General features: G+C 68.5%; 21 protein-coding genes and 1 pseudogene. 14 read left to right on the top strand and 8 right to left on the bottom strand.

Annotated features, from left to right (window positions below):
* Positions 1-11 precede the first annotated feature (11 nt).
* Positions 12-1,286, bottom strand: a complete 1,275-nt coding sequence (locus IEY70_RS06095; protein WP_189064106.1) for a S8 family serine peptidase — start codon at positions 1,284-1,286, stop codon at positions 12-14.
* A 95-nt stretch (positions 1,287-1,381) separates the two neighbouring features.
* Here IEY70_RS06095 and IEY70_RS06090 point away from each other — a divergent pair, with 95 nt between their 5' ends.
* The 3 genes from IEY70_RS06090 (at position 1,382) to IEY70_RS06080 (ending at position 4,552) form a co-directional block, all read left to right on the top strand.
* Positions 1,382-2,167, top strand: a complete 786-nt coding sequence (locus IEY70_RS06090) for an SDR family NAD(P)-dependent oxidoreductase (RefSeq protein WP_189064105.1) — start codon at positions 1,382-1,384, stop codon at positions 2,165-2,167.
* Positions 2,168-2,342: 175 nt separating this feature from the next.
* The gene (locus tag IEY70_RS06085; protein ID WP_189064104.1) at positions 2,343-3,260 is read left to right on the top strand and encodes an SDR family oxidoreductase; all 918 of its coding nucleotides are present in this window, start codon (positions 2,343-2,345) and stop codon (positions 3,258-3,260) included.
* A gap of 197 nt (positions 3,261-3,457) precedes the next feature.
* A complete protein-coding gene (locus tag IEY70_RS06080) occupies positions 3,458-4,552 on the top strand; it encodes an App1 family protein phosphatidate phosphatase (protein ID WP_229777676.1) in 1,095 nt (364 codons plus the stop codon).
* A gap of 85 nt (positions 4,553-4,637) precedes the next feature.
* Here the strand turns inward: IEY70_RS06080 and glgX are convergent, their stop codons facing one another.
* From glgX to proS, 5 genes are all read right to left on the bottom strand, one after another.
* Positions 4,638-6,761, bottom strand: a complete 2,124-nt coding sequence (gene glgX, locus IEY70_RS06075; protein WP_189064103.1) for a glycogen debranching protein GlgX — start codon at positions 6,759-6,761, stop codon at positions 4,638-4,640.
* 406 nt (positions 6,762-7,167) lie between these two features.
* Positions 7,168-7,971 (bottom strand): hypothetical protein, encoded by an 804-nt coding sequence (locus tag IEY70_RS06070; RefSeq protein WP_189064102.1) that lies wholly within the window; start codon positions 7,969-7,971, stop codon positions 7,168-7,170.
* A gap of 117 nt (positions 7,972-8,088) precedes the next feature.
* Positions 8,089-9,063 carry an ABC transporter substrate-binding protein gene (locus IEY70_RS06065; protein ID WP_189064101.1) on the bottom strand — a complete coding sequence of 325 codons (975 nt, stop codon included), beginning with the start codon at positions 9,061-9,063 and terminating at the stop codon, positions 8,089-8,091.
* Positions 9,064-9,138: 75 nt separating this feature from the next.
* On the bottom strand, positions 9,139-9,573 hold the full coding sequence (locus IEY70_RS06060) for a GNAT family N-acetyltransferase (protein ID WP_189064100.1): 435 nt from the start codon (positions 9,571-9,573) through the stop codon (positions 9,139-9,141).
* A 2-nt stretch (positions 9,574-9,575) separates the two neighbouring features.
* On the bottom strand, positions 9,576-11,060 hold the full coding sequence (proS, locus tag IEY70_RS06055) for a proline--tRNA ligase (RefSeq protein ID WP_189064099.1): 1,485 nt from the start codon (positions 11,058-11,060) through the stop codon (positions 9,576-9,578).
* Between the two features lie 211 nt (positions 11,061-11,271).
* On the opposite strand from proS, the gene IEY70_RS06050 reads away from it, so the two are divergent.
* The 6 genes from IEY70_RS06050 to rplT all read left to right on the top strand — a co-directional run bounded on the left by IEY70_RS06050 (position 11,272) and on the right by rplT (position 16,561).
* Positions 11,272-11,535, top strand: a complete 264-nt coding sequence (locus IEY70_RS06050) for a DUF2171 domain-containing protein (protein ID WP_189064098.1) — start codon at positions 11,272-11,274, stop codon at positions 11,533-11,535.
* A gap of 261 nt (positions 11,536-11,796) precedes the next feature.
* Entirely contained in the window at positions 11,797-12,633 is an 837-nt protein-coding gene (locus tag IEY70_RS06045; protein ID WP_189064097.1) for an alpha/beta fold hydrolase, read from the top strand.
* Between the two features lie 130 nt (positions 12,634-12,763).
* The gene (locus IEY70_RS06040; RefSeq protein WP_189064096.1) at positions 12,764-14,695 is read left to right on the top strand and encodes an alpha-amylase family protein; all 1,932 of its coding nucleotides are present in this window, start codon (positions 12,764-12,766) and stop codon (positions 14,693-14,695) included.
* Between the two features lie 340 nt (positions 14,696-15,035).
* Positions 15,036-15,842 carry a GNAT family N-acetyltransferase gene (locus tag IEY70_RS06035; RefSeq protein WP_189064095.1) on the top strand — a complete coding sequence of 269 codons (807 nt, stop codon included), beginning with the start codon at positions 15,036-15,038 and terminating at the stop codon, positions 15,840-15,842.
* Positions 15,843-16,004: 162 nt separating this feature from the next.
* On the top strand, positions 16,005-16,208 hold the full coding sequence (gene rpmI / locus IEY70_RS06030) for a 50S ribosomal protein L35 (RefSeq protein WP_055362162.1): 204 nt from the start codon (positions 16,005-16,007) through the stop codon (positions 16,206-16,208).
* Positions 16,208-16,561, top strand: coding sequence for a 50S ribosomal protein L20 (rplT, locus tag IEY70_RS06025; protein ID WP_189064094.1), 354 nt, complete (start codon positions 16,208-16,210; stop codon positions 16,559-16,561). The genes rpmI and rplT overlap by 1 nt, the downstream gene beginning before the upstream one ends.
* A 130-nt stretch (positions 16,562-16,691) precedes the next feature.
* Here rplT and IEY70_RS06020 read toward each other — a convergent pair whose 3' ends face one another.
* Positions 16,692-17,384, bottom strand: a complete 693-nt coding sequence (locus tag IEY70_RS06020) for a GntR family transcriptional regulator (RefSeq protein ID WP_189064093.1) — start codon at positions 17,382-17,384, stop codon at positions 16,692-16,694.
* Positions 17,385-17,680: 296 nt separating this feature from the next.
* Positions 17,681-18,709: a GTP 3',8-cyclase MoaA gene (moaA, locus tag IEY70_RS06015; protein WP_189064092.1), complete on the bottom strand. Its 1,029-nt coding sequence runs from the start codon at positions 18,707-18,709 to the stop codon at positions 17,681-17,683.
* A 563-nt stretch (positions 18,710-19,272) separates the two neighbouring features.
* Here moaA and IEY70_RS06010 point away from each other — a divergent pair.
* The 5 genes and pseudogenes from IEY70_RS06010 to acs all read left to right on the top strand — a co-directional run bounded on the left by IEY70_RS06010 (position 19,273) and on the right by acs (position 24,750).
* Positions 19,273-19,575, top strand: coding sequence for a DUF485 domain-containing protein (locus IEY70_RS06010; RefSeq protein ID WP_189064091.1), 303 nt, complete (start codon positions 19,273-19,275; stop codon positions 19,573-19,575).
* A complete protein-coding gene (locus IEY70_RS06005; protein ID WP_189064090.1) occupies positions 19,572-21,167 on the top strand; it encodes a solute symporter family protein in 1,596 nt (531 codons plus the stop codon). The genes IEY70_RS06010 and IEY70_RS06005 overlap by 4 nt, the downstream gene beginning before the upstream one ends.
* A gap of 199 nt (positions 21,168-21,366) precedes the next feature.
* Positions 21,367-21,828 (top strand): annotated as a pseudogene (locus tag IEY70_RS20920) (MFS transporter); the annotation flags it as partial.
* Between the two features lie 97 nt (positions 21,829-21,925).
* Positions 21,926-22,600, top strand: a complete 675-nt coding sequence (locus IEY70_RS20915) for an MFS transporter (RefSeq protein WP_229777684.1) — start codon at positions 21,926-21,928, stop codon at positions 22,598-22,600.
* A gap of 176 nt (positions 22,601-22,776) precedes the next feature.
* Entirely contained in the window at positions 22,777-24,750 is a 1,974-nt protein-coding gene (acs, locus tag IEY70_RS05995) for an acetate--CoA ligase (RefSeq protein ID WP_229777683.1), read from the top strand.
* Positions 24,751-25,008: the final 258 nt, after the last annotated feature.

Below are 25,008 nucleotides of genomic sequence, written 5' to 3'. Positions count from 1 at the left end.
CGGAATCCGTATCACTTCCCCAGGCTGCTGGACAGCGCGCTGTTCAGGGCGGCCTCGGCGTTCAGGGTGCCGGTGCCGCAGCTGCGGGCGGGCTGCGGGTCGCAGTGACCTCCGGGAAAGGGCGCGGCGGTGGTGGTCAGGATGCGGCGTAGCGAGGCGGGCGTCAGGTTGGGCCGCACGCCCAGCAGCAGGCTGGCGACACCCGTCACGTGCGGCGCGGCGAGGCTGGTGCCGTTCGGGTCGCGCACGCCGCCCGCGCCGCTGACGCTGCTGACGGTCACGCCGTGCCCGACCTCCCCGCCGGGCGCGGCGAGGGCCACGCTGCGGCCCCAGTTGGCGTACGCGGGCCGCGCGCCCTGCGCGGTGACGCTGGTGACGGTCAGGACGTTGCGGCACCCGGCGGGCGAGTACCCCCCGGCGTCCGCGCCGTCGTTCGCGGCCCCCGCGATCACCAGCGCCCCACGCGCCGTGACGGCATTCACGGCGGCCTGCACGCGCGGGTCGCAGCGGGTCAGGGGAATGAAATCCGCGAACAGGCTGAGGTTCAGCAGCCGCGCCGGGTTCGGGTTGCTGGGCACGCCCGGCACGGGAAGGCCCGCCGCCCACTTCAGGCCGTCCACGAGGTCCGGCACGTCGATCTGCCCGTCCGTGCCTGCCACGCGCACATGCACGACCCGCGCGCGTGGATTCAGGCCCGCCATGCCGCGCCCGTCGTGCGCGGCGGCAATGATGTTCGCCACGACCTCGCCGTGGTACGCGTACGGGCCGACGCCGCTGCTGTCGGCGTCCCGGCCGTCACCGTCGCCGGCGCGGGCGGGGTCGCTCACGAAATCGAAGCCGTTCACGGCGCGGCCCGCGAGTTCCGGACTGGTCACGAATCCCGTGTCCAGCACGGCGACCGTCACGGGCTGCGCCGCCTGCACGGCGGGCAGCGCCCACGCCTGCGGCGCGCGGATGACCGGCAGCGTCCACTGCCGCGTGAACAGTGGGTCGCTGGGCGTGCGGGCGAACGTTCCGGGCGCCGCGCTGGCCGCCGGGGGATTGACCGGCGCGGTCATCAGCGGCGGCGCGGGCCGGGGCGTGGGCGTGCCGATCGGCAGAATTTCCGGCAGGGCGTCCAGCGGCGTGGAGGGTGGCAGCGTGTCTGGTAGCGGCGTGGTGGGCGGCAGCGCCGGAATGGTCAGCGCCGGAATGGTCAGTGCTGAACTGGTCAGGCCCGGGGCGGGCAGGCTGCCCAGCAGCAGCGTGAGACCCAGGCACAGCAGGGCAGAGGGAGTGGCGCGCATCTGCCCAGTGTCGGGCGCGCGCCTGACTCGCAGCTGAGCGGCGCTTGGGGATACCATCACCCTATGTCACACCTCTGCACGTTCCGGGCGGCGTCATGACGGCCCCCACCCCTCCGTGGAACACGGCCCGCCCGGTCGTGGTCCTGACCGGCGCGTCCAGCGGGATCGGGCGGGCCACGGCCACGGAACTCGCCGCGCTGGGGTACGCGCTGGTCCTCGCCGCGCGCCGCGAGGACGAACTGCTTGCCCTGGCCCGCCGCCTCGACCCGTCCGGGCACCGCGTGATCGCCGTGCCGACCGACGTGACCAGCCCCGATTCGCGCCGCGCGCTGATCGCCGCCGCGCACGCGCACTTCGGCCGGATCGACGTGCTGATCAACAATGCGGGCGTCACCGTCGAGCGGGGCTGGTGGTGGGATGACCCGGACCCGCTGCGCGTCCTGCGCGTGAACCTCGACGCGCCCATCGAACTGACCCGGCTGGTTCTGCCCGAGATGCGCGGGCGGCGCAGCGGTCACGTCGTGAACATCGGTTCGGTGGCCGGTCAGGCCGCCACGAACGGCATGTACTCCGCCAGCAAGTACGGCATCCGGGGGTTCAGCCTCGGTCTGCGCCGCGAACTGCTGGGCAGCGGCGTGAACGTCAGTCTCGTCTCGCCGGGCTTCGTGAAGAGCGAGATGACCGCCAGCGCCCGCCTCCCCATGCCCGGCCCCGAGGTCGTGGCCCGCGCCGTGGCGGGCGTGCTGCTGCGCCCCCGTCGCGAGGTGATCGTGCCGCGCGTGTACCACCTGTTCGCGTGGCTCGACCGCCGCTTCCCGGCCCTGGGCGACCGCGTGGTGCGCCGGCTGATCGTGCGCCGCTACGACCACAGCGGGCAGTAGGAAGTGGGTTGTGCGGAGCAGGGTGGACCTGCGGTGCCCAGACACGGCGCAGGTCTGCCTTCCGCCATCGGCCATCTGCCACCGACCCCCGCCATGAAGGCGCCCCTCACGCCGGGTCAAGTGACGTTCACGGGGCGGTCATGCGGGTGACAGGTGGGCGGGGCAGGCTGGGGGCATGAGTGACCAGAACGCCCGTCAGAGCCAGCCGCAGTTCGAGATGCAGGACCCCCGCGCGCAGTACCCGGCGCCGCCGTTCCCGCGTCAGCCGCAGGAGGCGCCGGGGCTGGCGTCGGCCATGCAGCCGCTGCCGGATCACGGTGAGGACAGTTACGTGGGCCTGGGCCGCCTGCGGGGCCGCCGTGCGCTGATTACGGGCGCGGATTCCGGGATCGGGCGGGCCGTGGCAATCGCCTTCGCCCGCGAGGGTGCGGACGTCGCCCTGAACTACCTGCCGGACGAGGAACAGGACGCGCGTGAGGTCGTGGCGCTGATCGAGGCGGAGGGCCGCCGGGCCGTGGCGTTGCCGGGCGACATCACGGACGAGGCGTTCAGCCGCGAGCTGGTCACGCGCGCCGTGAAGGAACTGGGCGGGCTGGACATCCTGGTGAACAACGCCGGGAAGCAGGTGACGCAGCCGGGCATCGCGGACATCACCACCGAGCAGTTCGACCTGACGTTCCGCACGAACGTGTACGCCATGTTCTGGATCACGCAGGAAGCCGTGCGGCACATGGGCGCGGGGGGCAGCATCATCAACACGACCAGCATCCAGGCGTACCGGCCCAGCCCGACCCTGCTGGACTACGCGAGCACCAAGGCGGCGATCGTGGCGTTCACGCAGGCGCTCGCGCAGCAACTGGGCGAGAAGGGCATCCGCGTGAACGCCGTGGCGCCCGGCCCGTTCTGGACGCCCCTGCAACCCAGCGGCGGCCAGACGCAGGAGAAGGTCATGGAGTTCGGGAAGGAAACCCCGTTTGGCCGCCCCGGCCAGCCGGCCGAACTGGCCGCCATGTACGTGTTCCTGGCGTCCCAGGAGAGCAGTTACACGAGCGGCAGCACGCTCGGCGCGACTGGAGGCATGGTCCTGTTCTGATCCCCAGCAGATAGCAGCGGGGCATCACCCCGCGTTTCTTCATGCTCCCGCCCCGTGCTGTCCGGGCGGGAGTGGCCTGTTCTGGCGTGTGGCACGCATTTTCGTGATTCGACAGGCAGACGGGCGGCCTCTCATGACCGGCCGACCCGGCCAGAGCCACTTGTCGCAGGGAACGCGGCGCCCGCTACACTGGGCGGGTGAATCCAGTAACGACTGCGTTCAAGACCGTGCAGCCCATGCTGGAAAGGGCGCTGCTGGCCGCCGATCAGGCGTTCGCCGCGTTCGTGCAGCCCCGGCGCGCCCGCGGCAAACTGCTGCTGCAACCCTACGTCGGGTGGGGCACCCCCGCCCAGGTGGAACTGACCGGCCGGGTGCTGCTGCCCCGCACCATGCAGCCTCCCCGCAAGGGCGACCGCCGCCTGCGCAACGCGCAGAACGTCCTGCGCCGCCTGCTGTCGCGCGAGGTGGGCGGCGTGCGGGTCACGGGCACCCTGGACGGCCAGCAGGTCAGCGCCGTCAGTGACGCCGACGGGTACTTCACGCTGATCTTCACGCCGCAGATGCCGCTGTCCGGCGGCTGGCATCAGGTGACGCTGTGCCTCGACGGGCGCGACGTGACCGCCACCGCCCGCGTGCAGGTCGTCGCGGACGCCCGCTTCGGCATCATCAGCGACCTCGACGACACCGTCATCCAGTCCGACGTGACCAGCCTGCCGCGCATGCTCGCCACCGTCCTGACCGGTAACGCCCGCACCCGCCTGCCGTTTCCCGGCGTGGGCGCCCTGTACCGCGCCCTGACCCGCGACGGCGAGGCCCGCAACCCGATCTTCTACGTCAGCAGCAGCCCCTGGAATTTCTTCGATCTGCTGTGGCAGTTCCTGGATTACCGCCGCATTCCGCTGGGACCGATGTTCCTGCGGAACTGGGGCGTGGACCTGCTCGGCGGGCACGGCGGGTACAAGCACGGCGTGATCGAACGGATCTTCACGCGCTTCCCGGACCTGAAGTTCGTCCTGATCGGCGACAGCGGCGAGAAGGACCCGGAAATCTACGCCGAGGTCGTGCGCCGCCACCCGGGCCGCGTGCTGGCCGTGTACATCCGCGACGTGACCGAAGGTGCCCGTGACAGCGGCGTCCTGAAACTCCGCGAGGAGGTGCGCCGCGCCGGAGCGGACCTCGTGCTGGCCGCCGACAGCCTGAACGCCGCCAGTCACGCCATGGCGATGGGCCTGATCACCGCCGGAGAGTACCGCAGCGTCCTGACCAGCGTGGCCCGCACCTACGAAACCTGACCGGGGAGTGGGCAGTAGGGAGTAGGAACAGAGGAGAGGCGGCCCGCACACTGGGGGCCGCCTCTCCTGCTGTCCTGAATGGGGGTTACTGGCGGGGGCAGCGGTACAGTTTGACGCTGCGGGCCTGAAGCTGTGTTTCCTCTCCGGCGGCCGGGGTTTCGGTCGCGTGGTCGTCACCGGTGTCCAGCAGCAGTTCCCAGTTCTGGCAGCCTGCGAGGTCCGGCAGCGTGAACGGCAGGTCCACGTGCGAGGCGTTCAGCAGCAGCAGCAGGTGGTCGTCCAGCAGGGGCTGGCCCTCGCTGTCCACGTCGTCCAGGCCGTTGCCGTCCAAGAAGATGCCCATGCTCTGCGTCTGCGGGTTGTTCCAGTCCTCGTCGCTCATCTCGGCGCCGTCGAAGCGCAGCCAGACGATGTCGCGCACGTCCTCGCCGCGGATGGTGCGACCGCTGAAGAACTTGCGGCGGTGCAGCGCCGGGTGGTTCTTGCGCAGACGGATGACTTTCTTGGTGAACGCCAGCAGTTCCTCGTCGAGGTTCGCCCAGTCGTACCAGCTGATCTCGTTGTCCTGGCAGTAGGCGTTGTTGTTGCCGCCCTGCGTGCGGCCGATCTCGTCGCCGCCCAGCAGCATCGGGGTGCCCTGCCCCAGCAGCAGGGTCGCCAGGAAGTTGCGTTGCTGGCGGGCGCGCAGCGCGTTGATGTCGGCGTCCTCGGTTTCGCCTTCCACGCCGCAGTTCCAGGTGATGTTGTGGTTGTGGCCGTCGTTGCCGCCTTCCTGGTTGGCGTCGTTGTGCTTCTGCTCGTACGTGACGGTGTCACGCAGCGTGAAGCCGTCGTGGGCGGTCACGAAGTTGATGCTGGCGTAGGGTTTGCGGCCGTCGTTCTGGTACAGGTCGCTGCTGCCGGTCAGGCGGTACCCGATCTCGCTGGCCAGTCCGCCGTCACCTTTCCAGAAGGCGCGCATGTCGTCACGGTAGATGCCGTTCCATTCGGCCCAGTTGACCGGGAAGTTCCCGACCTGGTAGCCGCCCTCGCCCACGTCCCACGGTTCGGCGATCAGTTTCACCTGACTGATGATCGGGTCCTGGTGAATGATCGTGAAGAAGCCCGACAGCTGATCGACCTCGTGCAGGCCGCGCGCCAGGGTGCTGGCCAGGTCGAAGCGGAAGCCGTCGACGTGCATCTCGGTCACCCAGTAACGCAGGCTGTCCATGATCAGTTGCAGCGTCTGCGGGTGGCGGACGTTCAGGCTGTTGCCGGTGCCGGTGTAATCGAAGTAGAAGCGGGGGTCCTCGGCGACCAGCCGGTAGTACGTGGGGTTGTCGATGCCCTTGAAGGACATGGTCGGCCCCATGTGGTTGCCTTCGGCGGTGTGGTTGTACACCACGTCCAGGATGACCTCGATACCGGATTCGTGCAGCGCCTTGACCATGTTCTTGAACTCGTCCACGGCCCCGGCGGGGTTGCCGCGGCGCGCCTCGGCGCTGTAGCGCACGTCGGGCGCGAAGAACGACAGGGTGCTGTAGCCCCAGTAGTTGGTCAGGCCCTTGTCGAGCAGGAAGGGGTCGTCCACGTGCTGGTGCACGGGCATCAGTTCGATGCTGGTGATGCCCAGTTCGCGCAGGTAGAACAGGATGGGTTCGCAGGCGATCCCGGCGTACGTGCCGCGCAGTTCCTCGGGCACGAGGGGGTGCGTCATGGTCAGGCCCTTGACGTGCGCCTCGTAGATGACCGCCTGATGGAACGGGATGTTCGGGCGGTGGTCGCCGCGCCAGTCGAAGTTGGAGTCCGTGACGATGCCCAGCGGCGAGCCGCGCTGATCCTCCTGCTGCATCTGGGTGTCGTCGGTGCCGGGCACGTACCCGAACACGCCCTCGTCGAAGCGTTCCGTGCCGTCGAGCGCCTTGGCGTAGGGGTCGAGCAGGACCACGTTGGGGTTGAAGCGCAGGCCGCGTTCGGGCGCGTACTCGCCGTGCACGCGGTAGCCGTAGCGCTGCCCCGGTTTCACGTCCGGCAGGTAACCGTGCCACACGAAGGCGGTCTGCTCGCGCAGGGCCACGCGGGTCTCGGTGCCGTGCTCGTCGAACAGGCACAGTTCGACGCCTGTGGCGTTCTCGGAGTACAGCGCGAAGTTGGTGCCCTGGCCGTCCCAGCTGGCTCCCAGGGGGTAGGGGCGGCCGGGGTGAAGGCGGGGTGGGGTGGGGTCGGTCATGTGTGTGAGGCTCCTTTGAGGACAGGTCAGTGCGGGGAACAGCCTGGTAAGGGAAGGCAGGTGTAGTGCCTGTGCCGCTGCGGTGTTCGTGCGGCAGGGCAGGGGATGTTCGGGGGGTGGGCTGGTGGCCGGGGGCGGTCACCGCCTGTTTGGAAACGTTACCAGATGCCCCCCCGGTTGCAGTGCCCCGGCGCACACACCCAAGCGAAGCTCAAGGGTACTCACGGGACTCTCATGTTGTGTGAGAGGGACCGGAACGGCATGGAAAGCGACCGCCCCGGCCGGAAAGCCAGAGCGGTCGCCCCGTTCAACGTTCGGTCAGGGATTCATGTCCGGAACCCGCCCTGCTCCCACTCGCTTCGCTCGGACCCGGCGGGCTTTGCCGCCCATTCAATCGGAGTCCGTATCAGAATTCCAGGCGGCCGCGCGGGCCACCCAGGCGGGCTAGTTTCTCCGGCGTCCACAGTTCGTACGTGTACATCGGGTACTGCCGCTTGAAACGCCCCACCCGGTCCCAGACCTCGCGGGACTCGAACGGAATGACCAGGATCAGGCGGATCACGCTGTCCTCGGCGTCGTAGATGTAGAAATCGAAATGGAAGGACTGCTCGCTGCCCCGGTCCGTGAACAGCGGGAACGCGAACGGCCGGTACCGCCACGCCTTCTTCTTCTCGGTCAGGATCTTCGCCGCGACCCGCTTGAGGTTGCTGTCCGGGAAGGTCAGCGTATCGCCGTCCCGGTCCCGGAAGACCGTGTCGGGCGCGGGGGCGTCCAGTTGCACGCGCTTGAGTTCCGGCAGCGCCTTCTTGCCGGGTTTGGGCGGACTGCGCCGCGCCGGGCCGCCCGACGTGAAGCGCCGCTCGACTGCGCCGCGCCCGTCAGCGCGACCCTCGCTGCGGCCTTCCTCGCTGCGGCCGCCGCCCTCGCCGGGCTTGCGGCGGGCGGGATTCTCGCTGCCGCGACCACCGGCCGCGCCGCTCCGGCCGCTGCCCGTGCCCGCACGGGTACTGCCGGGCCGGGCGCCGCCGGGACGCGCGTCACTGCCGCGCCCGGTGCGGGTGTCCTTGCGGGCACCGTCCCGGCGTTCCGCGCCGCCCTCGTCCCGCGTGGCGCGCGCCGGTTTGATGGTGTCGCGCGTGATGCCACCGCGACCCTGAGCTGTATTGCGTTGTGGGGCTCGGCCCCGTGAACCTTTCTTTGGCCCCGTCATCCCTTCAGTCTAGAGCATCCGGCGAAGCCCCCCGCGCCACGCCCGGAATCCGTTCTGCTCCTCCTCGCATCCGCCCGGGTTGAAGGGTTCTTGTCGCCCCTTCAACCCGAGTCCGTCTTACCTGGCGAGGCTGCGGATCAGGTCCAGGTTCACGAAGCGGTTCAGGTCCGGCACGTCCCGCGCGAAGCCCGCCTCGCGGTTCAGTTGGGCGTACTCCGCGAGGGTTTTCAGGTTGATGTCCCAGGTGACCTTCGTGCGGGCCAGCGCCTTGAACAGCTCGGCGGTGTTGGGGCGCTTGCCGGTGAACGCGTAGATCTGCTCGGCGACGGACTTCTGCGCGCCCGCGTTGCTGCCCTTGATGTAGTTGATCGCGGCGAGGTGCCCTTTCAGCAGACCCCTGAGCGTGTCGGGGTTCGCGGCGGCGTACTTGGTGTTCACGGTCAGGACGGTGGTGGTGTAGTTGCCGCCCTCCCAGATGCCCTTCTCGTTCACGATGAGCTTGGCGCCCTGCGTTTCCATGACGGCGCCCCAGGGTTCCTGCACCAGCGCGGCGTCCACCTGTTTGCTGGCGAAGGCGGCGGGCATGTTCGCCGGGTCAATGGGCACGATGCTGACGGTGCCGCCCTCGTCCGTGGCTTTCAGGCCGTTCTCGTGCAGCAGGTGGCGCAGGCTGATGTCCTGCGTGCTGCCGCGCGTGGGCACCGCGACCTTCTTCCCGCTCAGGCCCTTGACGTTCCGCACGCCGCTGTCCCCCCGCGCCACCAGCACCGCCCCGGCGTTCGCGGCCCCGGCGTACACCTGAATGGGCACGCCACGCATGAAGGCGTTCATGGCCGGGCCAGGGCCGACGTACGCGGCGTCGATGGCGCCCGCCGCGAAGGCCTCGTTGATCTGACTGCCGTTCGCGAATTCCTTGACGACCAGTTTCACGCCGCCCGGCAGGTTCTTCTGGATCAGGCCGCGCTGCACGCCGACCAGTCCGGCGGCGTGCGTGACGTTCGGGAACACGCCCAGGCGCAATTCTTTCGCCTGCTGGGCGCTGGCGCTGGCGATCAGGGAGAGAGTCAGGAGGGGGAGGAGGGCGCGCTTCATGCCGCGCAGCATAGCAGACCAGTTGAGTAAACTTGTCAACTAAAGCACGATGCCAGGTCACGACCTGACCCACCGTTACGGGCGGACCAGCAGCACCATCCGCCCCGCCCGCCGGAACCCGAGGTGGCTGTAGAACGCCTCGGCCGGTGACTCCCGCGCGGTCAGGAGCGACACGTTCGTCACCCCACGCGCCGCAGCAGCCGCCAGATGCGCGTCCAGCAGCGCCCGGCCCACCCCGCCGCGCTGCCGTTCGGGCCGCACGAACATCTCCTGCACCTCGTGCGACAGGAACGAATCCCGCACCTGATCGCGTCCCAGCACCGCCCCCGCGCACACGGCCCCGTCCCAGGCGACCAGCGCCGCGCTGCGCGGCATGGCGAGCAGGTCCCCCAGGGCCGCGCGGGCCGATTCGTCCGTCCACGCCTCGTTCCACGGCGCCGCGCCGAACGTCGCACGGAACGCGTCGGTCAGGGCAGGCAGATCAGCCGGGGAGGCGGGACGGAGATCCATGCTCAGTACTGGCGGCCGAAGATCACGCGTTTGCCGTAGGCGCTGGGCCTGGCGCACTTCACGCACTGGCCCTCGCCCGGCTCGTTGAAGAACTCCGCGTCGTCCAGGGGGACGTTGCGGGTGGTGGCCTTGGTGGCCTCCTTGATGCTCTTCTCGCAGTCGGCGTCGCCGCAGTGGTACGCGCGCACCCAGTTGCCTTCCTCGATCTTCGCGGCGAACGTCTCGAAGTCGTCCACGGGAACGGTGTGTTCCAGCATGAAGGTCGTGGCGCGTTCCAGCAGCCAGTCGTGAATGCCGTCCAGGCGGGCGTTCATTCCCGCCACGGCTTCGGCGCGGGGCAGGGTTTCCTTCTCGTCGCCGTTGCGGTTCTTCACGACGACCACGCCGCTCTCCAGGTCGCGGGGGCCGAGTTCGATGCGCACGGGCACGCCCTTGAGTTCCCAGTCGTTGTACTTGAAGCCGTTCGTCACGCCGTCGCGTTTATCGACCTTGACCTTCACACCCTGGGCGCGCAGTTCGGCGGCCAGCTTCTCGCCCTCGGCAACCATCTCGTCGAAGTTGTCCTTGCGGCCCACCGGAATCACGACCACCTGAATGGGCGCGATGCGGGGCGGCATGATCAGCCCGAAGTCGTCACCGTGCGTCATGATGATCGCCCCGATGATGCGGCTCGAAATGGCCCAGGAGGTCGTGTGCGCCAGTTCTTCCTTCTGCTCGCGCGTCTGGAATTTCACGTCGAACGCCCGGCTGAAGTTCTGGCCCAGGTAGTGACTGGTGCCGCTCTGGAGGGCCTTCCCGTCGCGCATCATGCCCTCGATGGAGTACGTCGCGACCGCCCCGGCAAAGCGTTCGCTGGCGGTCTTCTCGCCGCGCACCACGGGCAGGGCCAGCACGTCCCGGCAGAACTCGTGGTAGATGTCCAGCATCTGCCGCACCTCGCCGCGCGCCTCGGTCTCGTCGGCGTGCGCGGTGTGCCCCTCGTGCCAGTAGAACTCTGACGTGCGCAGGAACGCCTTGGTGCGCAGTTCCGCGCGGAACACGCTGCCCCACTGGTAGTGCAGGAACGGTAGGTCACGGTAGGAGTTCAGCCAGCCGCTCCACATGTGCCCGATGATCGTCTCGCTGGTGGGGCGCATCACGTACGGCTCGGCCAGTTCCTCGGTGCCGATCTTGTTCACCGTGAACAGCTCCGGCGCGAAACCCTCCACGTGATCCGCTTCCTTGGTAATGAACCCCATGGGGATCAGCGTGGGGAAGATCAGCGACTCGTGCCCCGTCGCCTTGAACCGGTCGTCCAGCCACCGCTGAATGTTCTCCCACAGCGCACTGCCGTACGGGCGCACGACCATCGCGCCCGCCACGGGGCTGTTGTCGGCCAGATCGGCCTTCTTCACGACCTCGTTGTACCAGTCGTTGAAATCCGTGCTCTGGGGCGTCACGCCGTACTGCTGCGCCTTCTTATCCTGTTTGCCGCCGTCCTTAGTCATCGCCCCGCATGATACCGGGCCGGGGCAGAGGCCCGCGTCAGCCATCCGCACACGCGCCCGCTGCGCCGCTCTGCTTACGCGCGCCTCCCTCATGAGTGTTCGCACCGGGTTGGGCGGCGCGGCACTTCATGACGACCCGCTCAAGTTCCGGTAACGCCCGCCTGAACCTGATGGTCATCTGACGGCCATGTTCGCGGATCAGACTGCGCTCATGACTCAGAACCAGACCGGAGAAATCACCGACCGTATCGCTCAGGATCTCCAGGCTCGCCTGGCGAAGGAAGGCGAGCACATGCAGGTCAAGGACGTGAACGGCGAGCACGTCGGGACCGTCGATCACCTGCAGGACGGCAAGCTGAAGCTCACGAAGACCGATTCCACGGACGGCAAGCATCACTTCATCGAGCTGTCGCAGGTCGAGAGCATGGACGAGGTCGCCGTTTACCTGAACGTGCCCCACAGCGCCATCGCCTGAACCTGACCGGCGGGAAACGTGCCTGTGCCCTGTGTGGGCGCGGCGTTTCCCGTTTCGCGTGTCTGCTCGCCGGGCGCTGCATGGAGGCCCGCTCTGGGTTCTGTGAATGCTGCTGAACGTGCCTCTCAGAGTGCGGCTGAAGGCCTCACCTACTCTTCTTCAGACGCTTCAGATCAGACCTTTCAACGTGATGACGTCCCAGCGCCGACGTGTACCGGACTGTCACTGCGTTCCGTTTCTCTCTCCTCAGGAGGTTCCATCATGCCGACCATTCAGACCAAGCACACCCTGGCCCCGCAGACCGAGCTGTACTACGAAACGTACGGTGAGGGCCGCCCCGTCGCTCTGATTCACGGGTGGCCGCTGTCGGGCCGCATGTGGGAGGGGCAGATCGACGCGCTGCGTCACGCCGGGTATCAGGTGATCTCGTATGACCGCCGCGGCTTCGGCCAGAGCGGCAAGACGGCCACCGGGTACACGTACGACGTGTTCGCCAGCGACCTGAAAGACCTGATCGAGGCGCTGAACCTGAACGACGTGACGGTCGTGGGCTTCAGCATGGGCGGCGGCGAGGTCAGCCGGTACGCCGGGCTGTTCGGCACGCAGTACCTGCGTAGCGCCGCGCTGATCTCCTCGGTCGCGCCGTACCTGCTGAAAACCACCGACAACCCGGACGGCGGCATGGCGGAAGCCGACGTGGAAGGCATGGTGCAGCAGGTGGCCGCCAACCGCCCGCAGTTCCTGGCGGGATTCACGAAGAAGTTCCTGAACTGGGACGAGAACGGGAGCAAGCTGGGCGACGAGTTCCTGGACTTCACGGCCAGCCTGTACTTCCAAGCGTCCCCCGTGGCCACCCAGGAGTGCGTGCGCGCGTTCGCCATGACGGACTTCCGCGCAGACCTCGCGAAGCTGACGGTGCCGCTGCTGGTCGTGCACGGTGACGCCGATCAGATCGTGCCGCTGGAGGCGAGCGGTCAGCGCGTGCCGCAGTACCAGCCGAACGCAGAGCTGCACGTGATGAAGGGCGCGCCGCACGGCCTGAACGCCACGCACGCCGAGGAGTTCAACCGGGTGCTGCTGGACTTCGTGGCCCGCTGAGGCCAGTTGTGGGAAGGGCCGGTCGGGCGCGTTGCCTGGGCGGCCCTTTCTGCTGCCCACGGTGGGGGAGAGGCGCGGCTGGGACTGCCGGTATGGAAACAGTTCCAAAAAATGTTTATGCTGTCGGGGTATGCCGCAATCAGACTCATTCCGGACGCTGCTGGCCGGTCAACTTCGTCAGGCCTTCGACGATGACCGCGACGCGGACACCTTCCTGCTGCGCCTCGACCGCTACGGCCCGGAACTGACGGCCAGCCTCCAGGCCGTGTACGGCGAGGCCGCGCCCGCACTGATGGACCGCCTGCTGGAACTCATGCTGCACGCCTACCACGCCCGCCCCGCCGACCTGAAACGGCTCGATGAGGCCCGGCTCCTGCACCCCGACTGGCTTCAGGAACCCGGCATGCTCGGATACGTGGCGTACACCGACCGCTTCGCCAGAACCCTCAGGGGCGTGCGCGAACGCCTGGATTACCTTCAGGACCTGGGCGTCACGTACCTGCACCTGATGCCGCTGCTGCAACCCCGCCCCGGCGAGAACGACGGCGGGTACGCCGTGGCCGACTACCGCGCCGTGCGCAGCGACCTGGGCAGCATGGACGACCTGTCCGCCCTGGCCGCCGACCTCAGGGCGCGCGGCGTGAGCCTCGTGCTGGACCTCGTGCTGAACCACGTGGCGCAGGAACACGAGTGGGCCCGCAAGGCCCGCGCCGGGGACGCCACGTACCGCGAGTACTTCCATGTCTACCCGGACCGCACCGTTCCCGACGCGTACGAACGCACCCTGCCCGAGGTCTTCCCGGACTTCGCGCCCGGCAACTTCACCTGGAACGAGGAGGCCGGCGGGTGGGTCTGGACGACCTTCAACACCTACCAGTGGGACCTGAACTGGAGTAACCCCAGCGTGCTGGCCGAGTTCGTGGACATCATCCTGCACCTCGCCAACCGGGGCGTGGAAGTCTTCCGCCTGGACGCCATCGCGTTCATGTGGAAACGCCTGGGCACCGACTGCCAGAACCAGCCGGAAGTGCATCACATCACCCAGGCCCTGCGCGCCTGCGCCCGCATCGTCGCGCCCGCCGTGGCCTTCAAGGCCGAGGCCATCGTCGCGCCCGCCGACCTGATCCACTACCTGGGCACCGGAGAGCACCACGGGCGGGTCAGTGACATGGCGTACCACAACTCGCTGATGGTGCAACTCTGGAGCAGCCTCGCCAGCCGCGACACCCGCCTGTTCGCCGGGGCGCTCCGGGCCTTCCCGCCCAAACCCACCAGCACCACCTGGGGCATGTACGTCCGCTGCCACGACGACATCGGCTGGGCCATCAGCGACGCCGACGCCAGCCGCGCCGGACTGGACGGCGCCGCCCACCGGCACTTCCTGAGCGACTTCTACAGCGGCGAGCACCCCGGCACCTTCGCGCGCGGCATGGTCTTCCAGTTCAACCCGCAGACCGGCGACCGCCGCATCAGCGGCACGGCCGCCAGCCTCGCCGGCCTGGAAGCCGCGCTGGACGCCACCGACCCCCACCGCACCGACGACGCCGTCCGCCGCCTGCTGCTGCTGCACGCCGTCACCCTGGGCTTCGGCGGCGTGCCGCTGCTGTACATGGGCGACGAACTGGCCCTCCTGAACGACTACTCGTTCGCGGCCGTGCCCGAACACGCCGCCGACAACCGCTGGGTCCACCGGCCCCGCATGGACTGGGCGCGCGCCGCCGACGCGCAGGCCAGCCCCGGCACCCCGCACGGCCGCGTGAACGCCGGACTGCGCCACCTGATCCGCGTCCGCCAGGGCCTGGTGCACCTGCACGCCAGCGTCGAGAGCCGCCCCGTGCCCAGCCCGGACCCCTGCGTGCTGCTGCTGCGCCGCGACCACCCGCAGGGCGTCATGCTGGCCGCGTACAACTTCAGCGAGCACACCATCAACTTCCCCGCGCAGGCCCTGCGTGACCACCTGGGCGACCACGCCCGCGACCACATTGCCGCGACTGCCTTCAACCTGGGCGGCGGCACGGTCACGCTCGAACCGTACCGGGCGCTGTGGCTCACGCAGAGCTGAACTGACAGAGCTGCACTGACGGTGTGAAATCCGGTGCGCGGCCCCTGGTGTTTCCGGAGGCCGCGCACCGCGCTTTGCCTTCACTTTCAGACCGGCCCGGCAGGGGAGAAGACCACCGGTCGTGCCGGAGTTGCGGCTTACCCCCGCACCCGCCTGCGCTACGCTGCGCGGCATCCCACTGCTGTACCGGAGGTTCCCATGACGCGACTTCAGACCGCTGCCCGTTCCGTGCCCGCCGTTCCTGCCGGGGTCATGGCCGCCTGATCCGGACTCTGCCCAGAGTCGCAGTCCGGCGTCCCGGCGCGCCCCACTGACCCGGCCCCTGCCCCGAGGTCAATTCATGTCCACTGCTTTTACCCTTCAGGCGGCCACGCCCGACACGCTGGCCGACATTCACGCCCTGCACTCCGATCCGGCCGAGGCGGCCCGCCGGTTGACCGTCACGCAGGAGCGCGTGCGGGCCGGGCAACTCGACCCGGCGTGGTTCCTGCTGCTGCGCACTGACGGCGCCGTGCAGGGCGTGTGCTTCGTCGGGCCGAACGCCCGCGTGCCCCTGTTCCCCACCTACCGCGCGGACACGCCCGCCGACGCCCTGACCGCGTTCCTGCGTGAGTTGCGCCGCCGCGTCTCGGACACCCCCGACCGGCAACTGCTGCTGGACGACACGCTGGTCACGCCGCGCCCGGAGGAGGCGGTCCAGGCCGGCTGGGTGCCCGACTCGCAGCATGTGATCTACCGCACGGACCTGCGTGACCGGCCCCACGCGCCCGACCCGGACGTGACGGCCGTCAGTCCGGACGATCCTGGCGTTCCGGAAGCCCTGCGGGAGCTGGGTCACCCGGACTGGGAGGCCGCCGAGGGATGGACCCTGCATGCCCTGCGCCGGGAGGGTCAGGTGCTGGCCCTCGGCGCGACCGGCCCCGGCGGCCGCCCCGGCGAGGCGGGTCTCGACCTGATCGGCGTGCGGCCCGCGCAGCGTGGGCGCGGGTACGGCGCGCGGCTGCACGCGCACCTGCTGGGCGTGGCCGCGCAGACCTTCGCCTCGCACACGGGCGGCACCGACGCCGGGAACCACGCCATGCGCCGCACCTTCGAACGCAACGGCAGCGTGCTGCTCAGCACCCAGCAGTACTACCGGCAGCACTGAGCCGTCCGTCCTTCCCCTTGACCCGCCTGCGCCCGCTCGCGTATAGTTCTCTCTTGGTCAAGTGGGGCAGGGCGACCAACGGCTTCCAGCGAGAAGCGGCCCGAACCCCAGACAGAAGCGCCCGGCAGCGGGACTGCGACTGGACTACGTAAGGAGGGCACCATGCCCAAGATGAAGACCCTGAAAAGCGCCTCGCGCCGGATCAAGATCACCGGCACGGGCAAGGTGATGGCGTTCAAGAGCGGTAAGCGCCACCAGAACACCAAGAAGAGCGGCAACACCATCCGCGGCAAGGGCAAGGGCTTCGTGCTCGCCCAGAGCGAATGGGCACGCATGAAGAAGATGCTGCCCTACGGAGGTAAATAATGCCTCGCGTCAAGACCGGCATCGTCCGCCGTCGCCGTCACAAGAAGGTCCTGAAGCGCGCCAAGGGCTTCTGGGGTAGCCGCAGCAAGCAGTACCGCAACGCGTTCCAGACCCTGCTGAACGCCGCGACCTACGAGTACCGCGATCGCCGCAACAAGAAGCGTGACTTCCGTCGCCTGTGGATCCAGCGTATCAACGCCGGCGCCCGCCTGCACGGCATGAACTACAGCACCTTCATCGGTGGCCTGAAGAAGGCGAACATCGACCTGAACCGCAAGGTCCTGGCCGACATCGCCGCCCGCGAGCCCGAGGCCTTCAAGGCCCTGGTCGAAGCGGCCAAGAACAGCAAGTAAAACGGCTGACACGAACGCCGCCGCCCTTCCGGAAACGGGGGGCGGCGGTTTTCGTATCGGCTGGGGACCGCGCAAAGTGGCCGGGGAGTGACTGCCCCGGCCGTGTGTGCCTGTGTACCGCTGCCCGGCCTTACGGTTCGAAGGTGTCCTGGAAGGCGTAGCGGTCGCCGCGAACCCAGTAGTTGACGTAACTGGCGCGTTTCTGGCCGCTGTACGTGGTGCGGCGCAGCAGGAACGCGGCGGTGCCGAGCGGGACGCGCAGCAGTTCGGCTTCTTCCTGGCGGAGGTTGACGGCCTCGAGGTTCTGCTCGACGCGTTGCAGGGGCACGCCCATGGTGATCATGGTTTCGTGGATGCTTTCCACGGCGAGGTTGTGGTCGAGCAGGCCGGGGACCAGCGAGGCGTTGATGTAGCGTTTCTCGATGACCAGGGCCTCGTCGCCGGCGTTGCGCAGGCGGTGGATGAAGATGACGGGGTCGCCGGGCTGGATCTGCAGCACGATGGCGATCTCGGGGGTGGCCTCGATCTGCATGGCGCGCAGGACGGTGGTGCGGTGGTCGGGGTGGCGGGCCCATTCCTTGAAGGGGCGCACGCGGAACATGCCCTGGCGGAAGCGTTTGCCGGTGGGGAAGGTGCCGGCGCCCTGGACGCGGTAGACGTAACCTTCGCGTTCCAGTTCGTCGATGGCGCGGCGGGCGGTCATGCGGGAGACTTCGAATTCGCGGGCAAGTTGCGGTTCGCTGGGCAGGGGGAGCCCCTCGGCGTAGTGACCGCCGAGCAGGCGGTCTTTCAGGGTGGTCTTGATAAGCGGGTACTTCGCCATGCATCCCTCCGGGTGTCCGCTGGCGGGCGGAGCCAGTCTCATCTTAAGGTTAGTGTCACAGGTACACAAGCTTGTCTAGCTGTCACGCGGTCCGGTACAACGAGCGTTAGGGAGCTGATCGTTTGAAAAGTTGAACGCACCAAAGAGATAAAAATGAATACCCGGTTGCTGGTATCAGGCGCAGATCACGCTCTTTTACAGCCCGAAAAGGCCCACCCAGCAGACCAATCCTCCGTTGACCGACTGCCTCCCCGCACGCCACGGTACTGTCAACGTGATCCCCGGCGCACCTGATCCTACCCGCCGATGTGGGACATCTCGACCTTCCCGGCACGCGCCTCGCGGCTGGCCGCCGTGAGTTCCCCGCGCTCCTCACTGTACCGGTCGCGGCGCTCCCGCCACACCCCGGCAATCAGTGCCTCCAGCCCCGCGTCATCCAGGGCCGCCTGCCCCGGCGTGCCCCGCATCGGGCCGCGCAGGTCCGTCCCGCCCGACGCGAACAGGCACGAGTACAGCGTGCCCACCGCCGAGATCCGCGCCCGCGAGCAGTCCCCGCAGAACGGCGCGGTCACGGAACTGATCAGACCCACCTCGTGCCCCTGCCCGTCCGTGTGGCGCGCGGCCACCTCGCCCCGGTACTCCGGATTCACCGGCGCAAAGTGCGTGTCGTCGCCCGCCAGTCGCGCCAGCACCTCGCGGCTGGGCACCACGCTGTCCATGTTCCAGCCGTTGTGGTTCCCCACATCCATGAACTCGATAAAGCGCACCGGAGCGAGGTCCCGCAGCGCCAGCCACAGCTCACGCAGGCCCCCGTCGTTCACGCCGCGCTGCACGACCGTGTTGATCTTCACGCCCAGGCCCGCCGTCAGGGCCGCCTCGATGCCGTCCAGCACCCGCTGCGGGTGCGTGCCCAGCCCGTTCATGCGCCCGAACACCTCGGGGTCCAGGCTGTCGATGCTGACCGTCACGCGGTCCAGGCCCGCCGCCTTCAGGTCGGCCGCCATGCGCGGCAGCAGCAGCCCGTTGGTGGTCATGGCGATGTCCTGCACGCCCCCGATACCGGAGAGCCGCCCGATCAGGTCCGGCAGGTCGCGCCGCAGGGTCGGTTCGCCGCCCGTGACGCGCAGCTTGCGCACCCCCAGGTTCACGAAGGCCCGCGCCAGCCGCTCGATCTCCTCGAAACTCAGCAGTTCGGCGCGCGGCAGGAACGCGTAATCCGGGCCGAACACGTCGGCCGGCATGCAGTACGTGCAGCGCAGGTTGCAGCGGTCAGTCACACTGATCCGCAGGTCACGGAGGGGACGCCCCAACTGGTCGACGAGCATTATCCCGCAGCATACCCGCCCGGGGGCCACCAATTGGCGGGAACGCCGCCATTCGCGGCGGCCGCCCCTCCAGTGGAAGCTGCCCCTTCAGGGTGTGATACGGACTCTGATCGAATGGTTTGCAAAACCGTTCAATCCAAGCGGACTCGTAGAGCTGCGCCGCAGAGCGAGTGGGAGACAGGCGGACTGAAGGGCGTGGAGTTGGCAACCCGGTGTCATTCCGGGTTGTTAACGAAACAGACGGAATCCGCCGGACGGTCTGCGGTAAGCAGGTTTGCGGGGGGCAGGTCAGCCGCGCGCTGCCAGGAATGCTGGCATTCGGTGCGGATCACCGGGAAATTCTTTTGAAAGGAAACTCCTGTGGGGCTGTTGTTCATGCATGCGGATGGTCGGGTGCGGCTGGCTGTTCCGTGCGGAGGGACGGAGATATTGAACCCGGTTCATTGCATTTGGTGGGGTGGACTCCTAGGCTGAACTCCAGCCCATACAGTTCTTCTCACGCTCAAACGGCCGTTCGTTTGAGCACGGTTCCACCCGGCGCACCCCTTCTTCAGGAGGTTCACATGACCGTATCCAGCGTTCAGCCCGGCCAGACCACCGCCCCGAGAAACGCCGCGTACCAGCAACTGGTCGCGCAGCGGAACTCCTTCACCATCATCATGACCGTCACGTTCCTGGTGCTGTACTTCCTGCTGCCCGTCCTGGCCGGATACAACAAACCCCTGATGGCCACCAAGGTCTTCGGGAACGTCACCTTCGGCTACGTGCTCGCGTTCGCCGAGTTCGCCATGGGCTGGATCATGGCGTACGTGTACATCGTCAAGGCCCGCACCTTCGACCGCCTGGCCGAAGAGGCCAAACGATGACCTTCCTGCTCGCCGCGATCATCGTCGCCATCACGCTGGGCGTCACCTTCTGGGCCAGCGGGCGCAACACCAGCGCCGGGGACTTCTACGTGGCCGGGGGCCGCATCAGCGCCACGCAGAACGGCATCGCCATCGCCGGGGATTACATGAGCGCCGCCAGCTTCCTGGGCATCACCGGCCTGATCGCCCTGAACGGCTACGACGGCTTCATGTACTCGGTCGGGTGGTTCATCGCGTACCTGACCGTGCTGTTCATCGTGGCCGAACCGCTGCGCAACCTCGGCAAGTACACCCTGGCCGACATGCTGGTGTACCGCCTGAAAGACCCGCGCGTGCGCACCTACGCGGCCGTCAGCACCATCGTGATCAGCACCTTCTACATGATCGCGCAGGTCGTCGGGGCCGGCTCACTCATCAGCCTGCTCTCCAAGGGCGCCATCAGCGCCGACGTCGCCATTCCCCTCGTGGGCGTGCTGATGATCATCTACGTCGTCGTGGGCGGCATGCTGGCCACCACCTGGGTGCAGATCATCAAGGCCATGCTGCTGATGTTCGCCACCATCGTCATGACGGTGCTGATCCTCAACCGCTTCGGCTGGAGCTTCTCCAATCTGCTCGGGCAGGTCGAGGCGAAGAACGGCGCGGAATTCCTCGGCGCCGGCGTGAAGTACAAGAACCCCATCGACCTGATCAGCCTGTGCCTCGCGCTGGTGCTCGGCACCGCCGGCCTCCCGCACATCCTGGTGCGCTTCTTCACGGTGCCCACCGCGCAGGACGCCCGCAAGAGCGTCGTGTGGGCCATGGTCCTGATCGGCGCGTTCTACGTCATGACTGCCTTCATGGGCAACGCCGCGAACGTCCTGCTCGGCAAGGACGCCATCGAGGCCGCCAACAAGGCTGGCAACATGGCTGCGCCCCTGCTGGCACAGGCGCTGTTCGGCGGAGCCGGCACCGTCGGCGGCGAGTTCGGACTGGCCTTCGTGACCGCCGTGGCCTTCGCCACCATCCTCGCGGTCGTCGCGGGCCTCACCATCAGCGCCAGCACCAGCTTCACGCACGACATCTACAACGGCGTCCTGAAAGGCGGACAGGCCAGCGAGAAGGATCAGTTCCGCGTGGCACGTCTGGCCACCGTCGGCGTCGGCATCGCCGCCATCATCCTGGGCCTGCTCGCCAAGACGCAGAACGTCGCGTTCCTGGTTGCCCTGGCCTTCGCGCTGGCCGCCAGCGCCAACCTCCCGGTCATCCTGTTCACGCTGTTCTGGCGCAAGTTCAACGCCACCGGCGCCATGTGGGGCATCGTGGGCGGCATCCTGTTCACGGTACTGCTGATCGCCATCAGCCCGAACATCATGAAGATCGACCCGGACACCCTGACGACCGGCCGCCACCTGATCCAGGCCAACGCCATCTTCCCGCTGGAGAACCCCGGCCTGATCAGCATCCCCATGGGCTTCCTGTTCGCGTACATCGGCACCATGATCGGCGCGGGCCGCCGCAACGCAGCGCAGGATGAACGCGACTTCGAGGACATGCAGTTCCGCGCCTACACCGGCGCCGGCACCGACGGCACCGTCGCCGCGCACGACTGATACGGCCTCCGATTGAATGGGCTTTGCAGCCCATTCAATCCGAGCGAAGCGAGTGGGAGTGGGGCGGGTTCCGGACGTGGAGCCGGCAATCCGGTGAAGTTCCGGATTGCTGGCGAAACAAACGGAATCCGTATGACCCGCACAGAGGAGGGGGCCCGGACGCCACGCGGCAGCCGGGCCCCCTTCTGCCGAGTTGCGGATGCCCCCGCCTGCAACGTGCCCTAGCATGACGCGCGTGACTGCCCTGACCCGCGCCGCCTCCACCTACCCGACCGGGTTCTGGGTGCTGTGGTGGGGCACGCTGCTCAACCGCCTGGGCGAGTTCGTGGTGCCGCTGCTGGGCTTCTACCTGACCGCGCAGGCGCACCTGAGCGTCACGCAGGTCAGCGTGATCCTGGCCATGCTGGGCCTGGGCCGTTTCGTCTCTGAGGGCCTGAGTGGGCCGCTGACCGACCGGCGCGGCCCGGCCTTCACCATGATCCTCGCTCTGAGCGGCGGGGCCGTCATGATCCTGGCGCTGTCCGTGGCGCAGGGCTTCTGGTGGACGGCGGCGGGCGTGCTGGGCTTCTCGCTGCTGTCGGCGCTGTACAAACCCGCCGCGAGCACCGCGGTCGCGGAACTCACGCAGGGCGCGCAGCGGACCCGCGCGTACAACCTGCTGTACTGGGCGATCAACGTCGGGGCCGCCACCGCGCCCGTGCTGGGCGGCTGGCTGGCCGGGCGGTCCATGCGGCTGCTGTTGGCTGGACGCCGCCACCATGGCCGCCTACGCGCTGCTGCTGGCGCTGCTGTATCCCCGCACTGCCCGGCCCGCCCGGAACGCGGCGGCACACGCCCGCCCGTTGCTGCCACGCGACCTGCTGCTGTGGCAGTTCTGCCTCGCCTCGCTGCTGTTCGGCCTGACGTACCAGAGTTACAAGGTGCTGGCCGTGGTGTTCGCGCAGCAGGGCTTCAGCGCCGTGCAGTACGGACAGGTTCTCGCCGTGAACGGCGCCCTGGTCGTCCTGCTGGGCCTGCCACTGGGGCACCTGATCGCCCGCAGCGGGCACCCGCGCTGGCAGGCGCTGGGCGCCGCGCTGCTGGGCGCAGGTTTCCTGGGGCACGCCGTGGCGCACACCCTGTGGGCGCACATGCTGGCCGTCGTGGTCTGGACTGCCGGGGAGATCATCGCGTACGGCATCAGCAAGACGATCATCAGCGAACTGGGCCCGCCCGCTCAGCGCGGCACGTACATCGGACTGGTGGGCAGCATGGCGGGCCTGGCGACCCTGCTGGCCCCATTGCTGGGCGGCGCGCTTCTCCAGGCACTGGGCGCGGGCGGCATGTGGGTCGTGATCGCCGGACTGGCGTTCATGGCCGCGCTGCTGCTGCTCGCCCTGGAAGGCCGCGTGCAGGGCCGCCTGCTTCAGAGGGGCCAGGAAGCCCTGACCTGAACCGGGTGAACCGGAACCCCAGGAACTTGAACCGGGTGCAGTACCGGCGCGGTACCCGTGCAGGGTTCCCATCCGGAATCCCACCTCTGGGCGAGTACAGTGAATTCCACACACAACCAGCCCGACCCAGCGTCCGGGGCCACACCGACGGCCCCATCCCCCGGAGGTTCCCCCGCATGACCCAGTCCCCCATGCCCGCCAGCGACCACCCCGCCAGCGACCACATCGACGCCGTGCTGCACGAAACGCGCGTCATCGCGCCCAGTGACGCCTTCCGCGAGCGCGCCCGCTACTCCGCTGAGGACTACGAGCGTCTGTACCGCCAGAGCCTCGACGATCCCGACACCTTCTGGAGTGGCGTGGCCGGAGAGCTGCACTGGTTCAAACCCTGGACGCAGGTCCTCGACTGGCATCCGCCGCACGCGCAGTGGTTCGTGGGCGGGCAGACGAACATCGCCTTCAACGCCCTTGACCGAAACGTGGCGCGCGGCCTGGGCGACAAACGCGCCATCGTCTGGGAAGGCGAGGACGGCGAGGTCCGCACCTACACGTACGCCGAGCTGCTGCGCGAGGTCAGACGGGCCGCGAACGCCCTGCTGGACCTGGGCGTGCAGCCCGGCGACCGCGTGACCCTGTACCTGCCCCTGGTGCCGGAGGCGGCCATCGCCATGCTCGCCTGCGCCCGCATCGGCGCGGTGCATTCCGTGGTGTTCGGCGGCTTCTCGGTCAGCGCCCTGGCCGACCGCCTGAACGACGCGCAGAGCCGCGTGCTGATCACCGCCGACGCCGGGCAGCGACGCGGCGCGCTGGTGAACCTGAAAGCGAACGCCGACGCCGCCGCCGCACTCGCGCCGGGCCTGGAGAAGATGCTGGTCGTGTGCCGCGCCGACTGCGACGCCCCCATGCAGGAGGGCCGCGACGTGTTCTGGCACGACGCCCTGAACGCCGCCAGCGACGACCACGAGGCCGCCCCCCTGGACAGCGAGCACCCGCTGTTCATCCTGTACACGTCCGGCAGCACCGGCAAACCCAAGGGCGTGCAGCACACCACCGGCGGCTACATGGTCGGCACGTACCTGACCACTCAGGCCGTGTTCGACCTGCGTGACGACGACGTGTACTGGTGCACCGCCGACGTCGGCTGGATCACCGGCCACAGTTACAGCGTGTACGGCCCCCTCCTGAACGGCGCGACCGTCGTCATGTACGAGGGCGCGCCCAACCACCCCGACTGGGGCCGTTTCTGGGACATCGTGCAGAAACACCGCGTGACCATCCTGTACACCGCGCCCACCGCCATCCGCGCCATCATGCGCCAGGGCGACGAACTGCCCGCCGCGCGTGACCTGAGCAGCCTGCGCCTGCTCGGCTCGGTCGGGGAACCCATCAACCCCGAAGCGTGGATGTGGTACTGGCGCACCATCGGCGGCGGGCGCTGCCCGGTCGTGGACACTTGGTGGCAGACCGAGACCGGCTCCATCATGCTGACCACCCTGCCCGGCGCGCACCCCAGCAAACCCGGCAGCGCGGGCCTCCCCATGTTCGGCATCGAACCCGCCATCATGACCCACACCGGCGAGGAACTCGGCCCCGACGACGGCGGCCTGCTCGTCATCAAACGCCCCTGGCCCAGCATGCTCCGCACCGTGTACGGCGACGACGACCGCTACCGCAAAAGCTACTGGGGTGAAATCGAGGGCGTGTACTTCGCCGGGGACGGCGCCCGCCGCGACGCGGACGGGTACATCACGGTCACGGGCCGCGTGGACGACGTCCTGAACGTCAGCGGCCACCGCCTCGGCACCATGGAGATCGAATCCGCCCTCGTCGCCCACCCCAGCGTCTCCGAGGCCGCCGTCGTCGGCCGCCCCGACGACGTGAAAGGCGAATGCGTCGTCGCGTTCGTCCTCCCGCAGGGCGACCGCACCATCGACCCCGCCGAACTCCGCGCCCACGTCAGCCGCGAGATCGGCGCACTCGCCCGCCCCGACGCCATCTACGTCGCCGACGCCCTGCCCAAGACCCGCAGCGGCAAGATCATGCGCCGCTTCCTGCGCCAGATCGCCGCCGGAAAAGAAATCCAGGGCGACACGAGTACCCTCGAAGACCCCGGCGTGCTCGACCGCATCGCCGCCACGCAACCCGTGTAATCAATGGTGCGGACACTTTTCGAGCGCCAGAGGGGACAAGCATGGAAAACGTCTTCTGTAACGCCATTCTTGCTCACCCCCTCCCAGCCTCCCCCCTCAAGGGGAGGGGTAAACACTGCGTGTTCATCGCTGGTCTGCAATGAAGTTATGAACCTGTCCGCACCATTGGTAGTACGGACTCCGATTGAATGGGCTGCAAAGCCCGCTGGGTCCGAGCGGATGCGAGTAGGAGCAGGGCGGGTTCCGGACGTGGAGCTG

This window comes from Deinococcus seoulensis (genome assembly GCF_014648115.1).
Lineage (GTDB): Bacteria > Deinococcota > Deinococci > Deinococcales > Deinococcaceae > Deinococcus > Deinococcus seoulensis.
The sequence above is the reverse complement of the archived record's forward strand: the minus strand, read 5'-3'. Positions and strand labels throughout refer to the sequence as shown.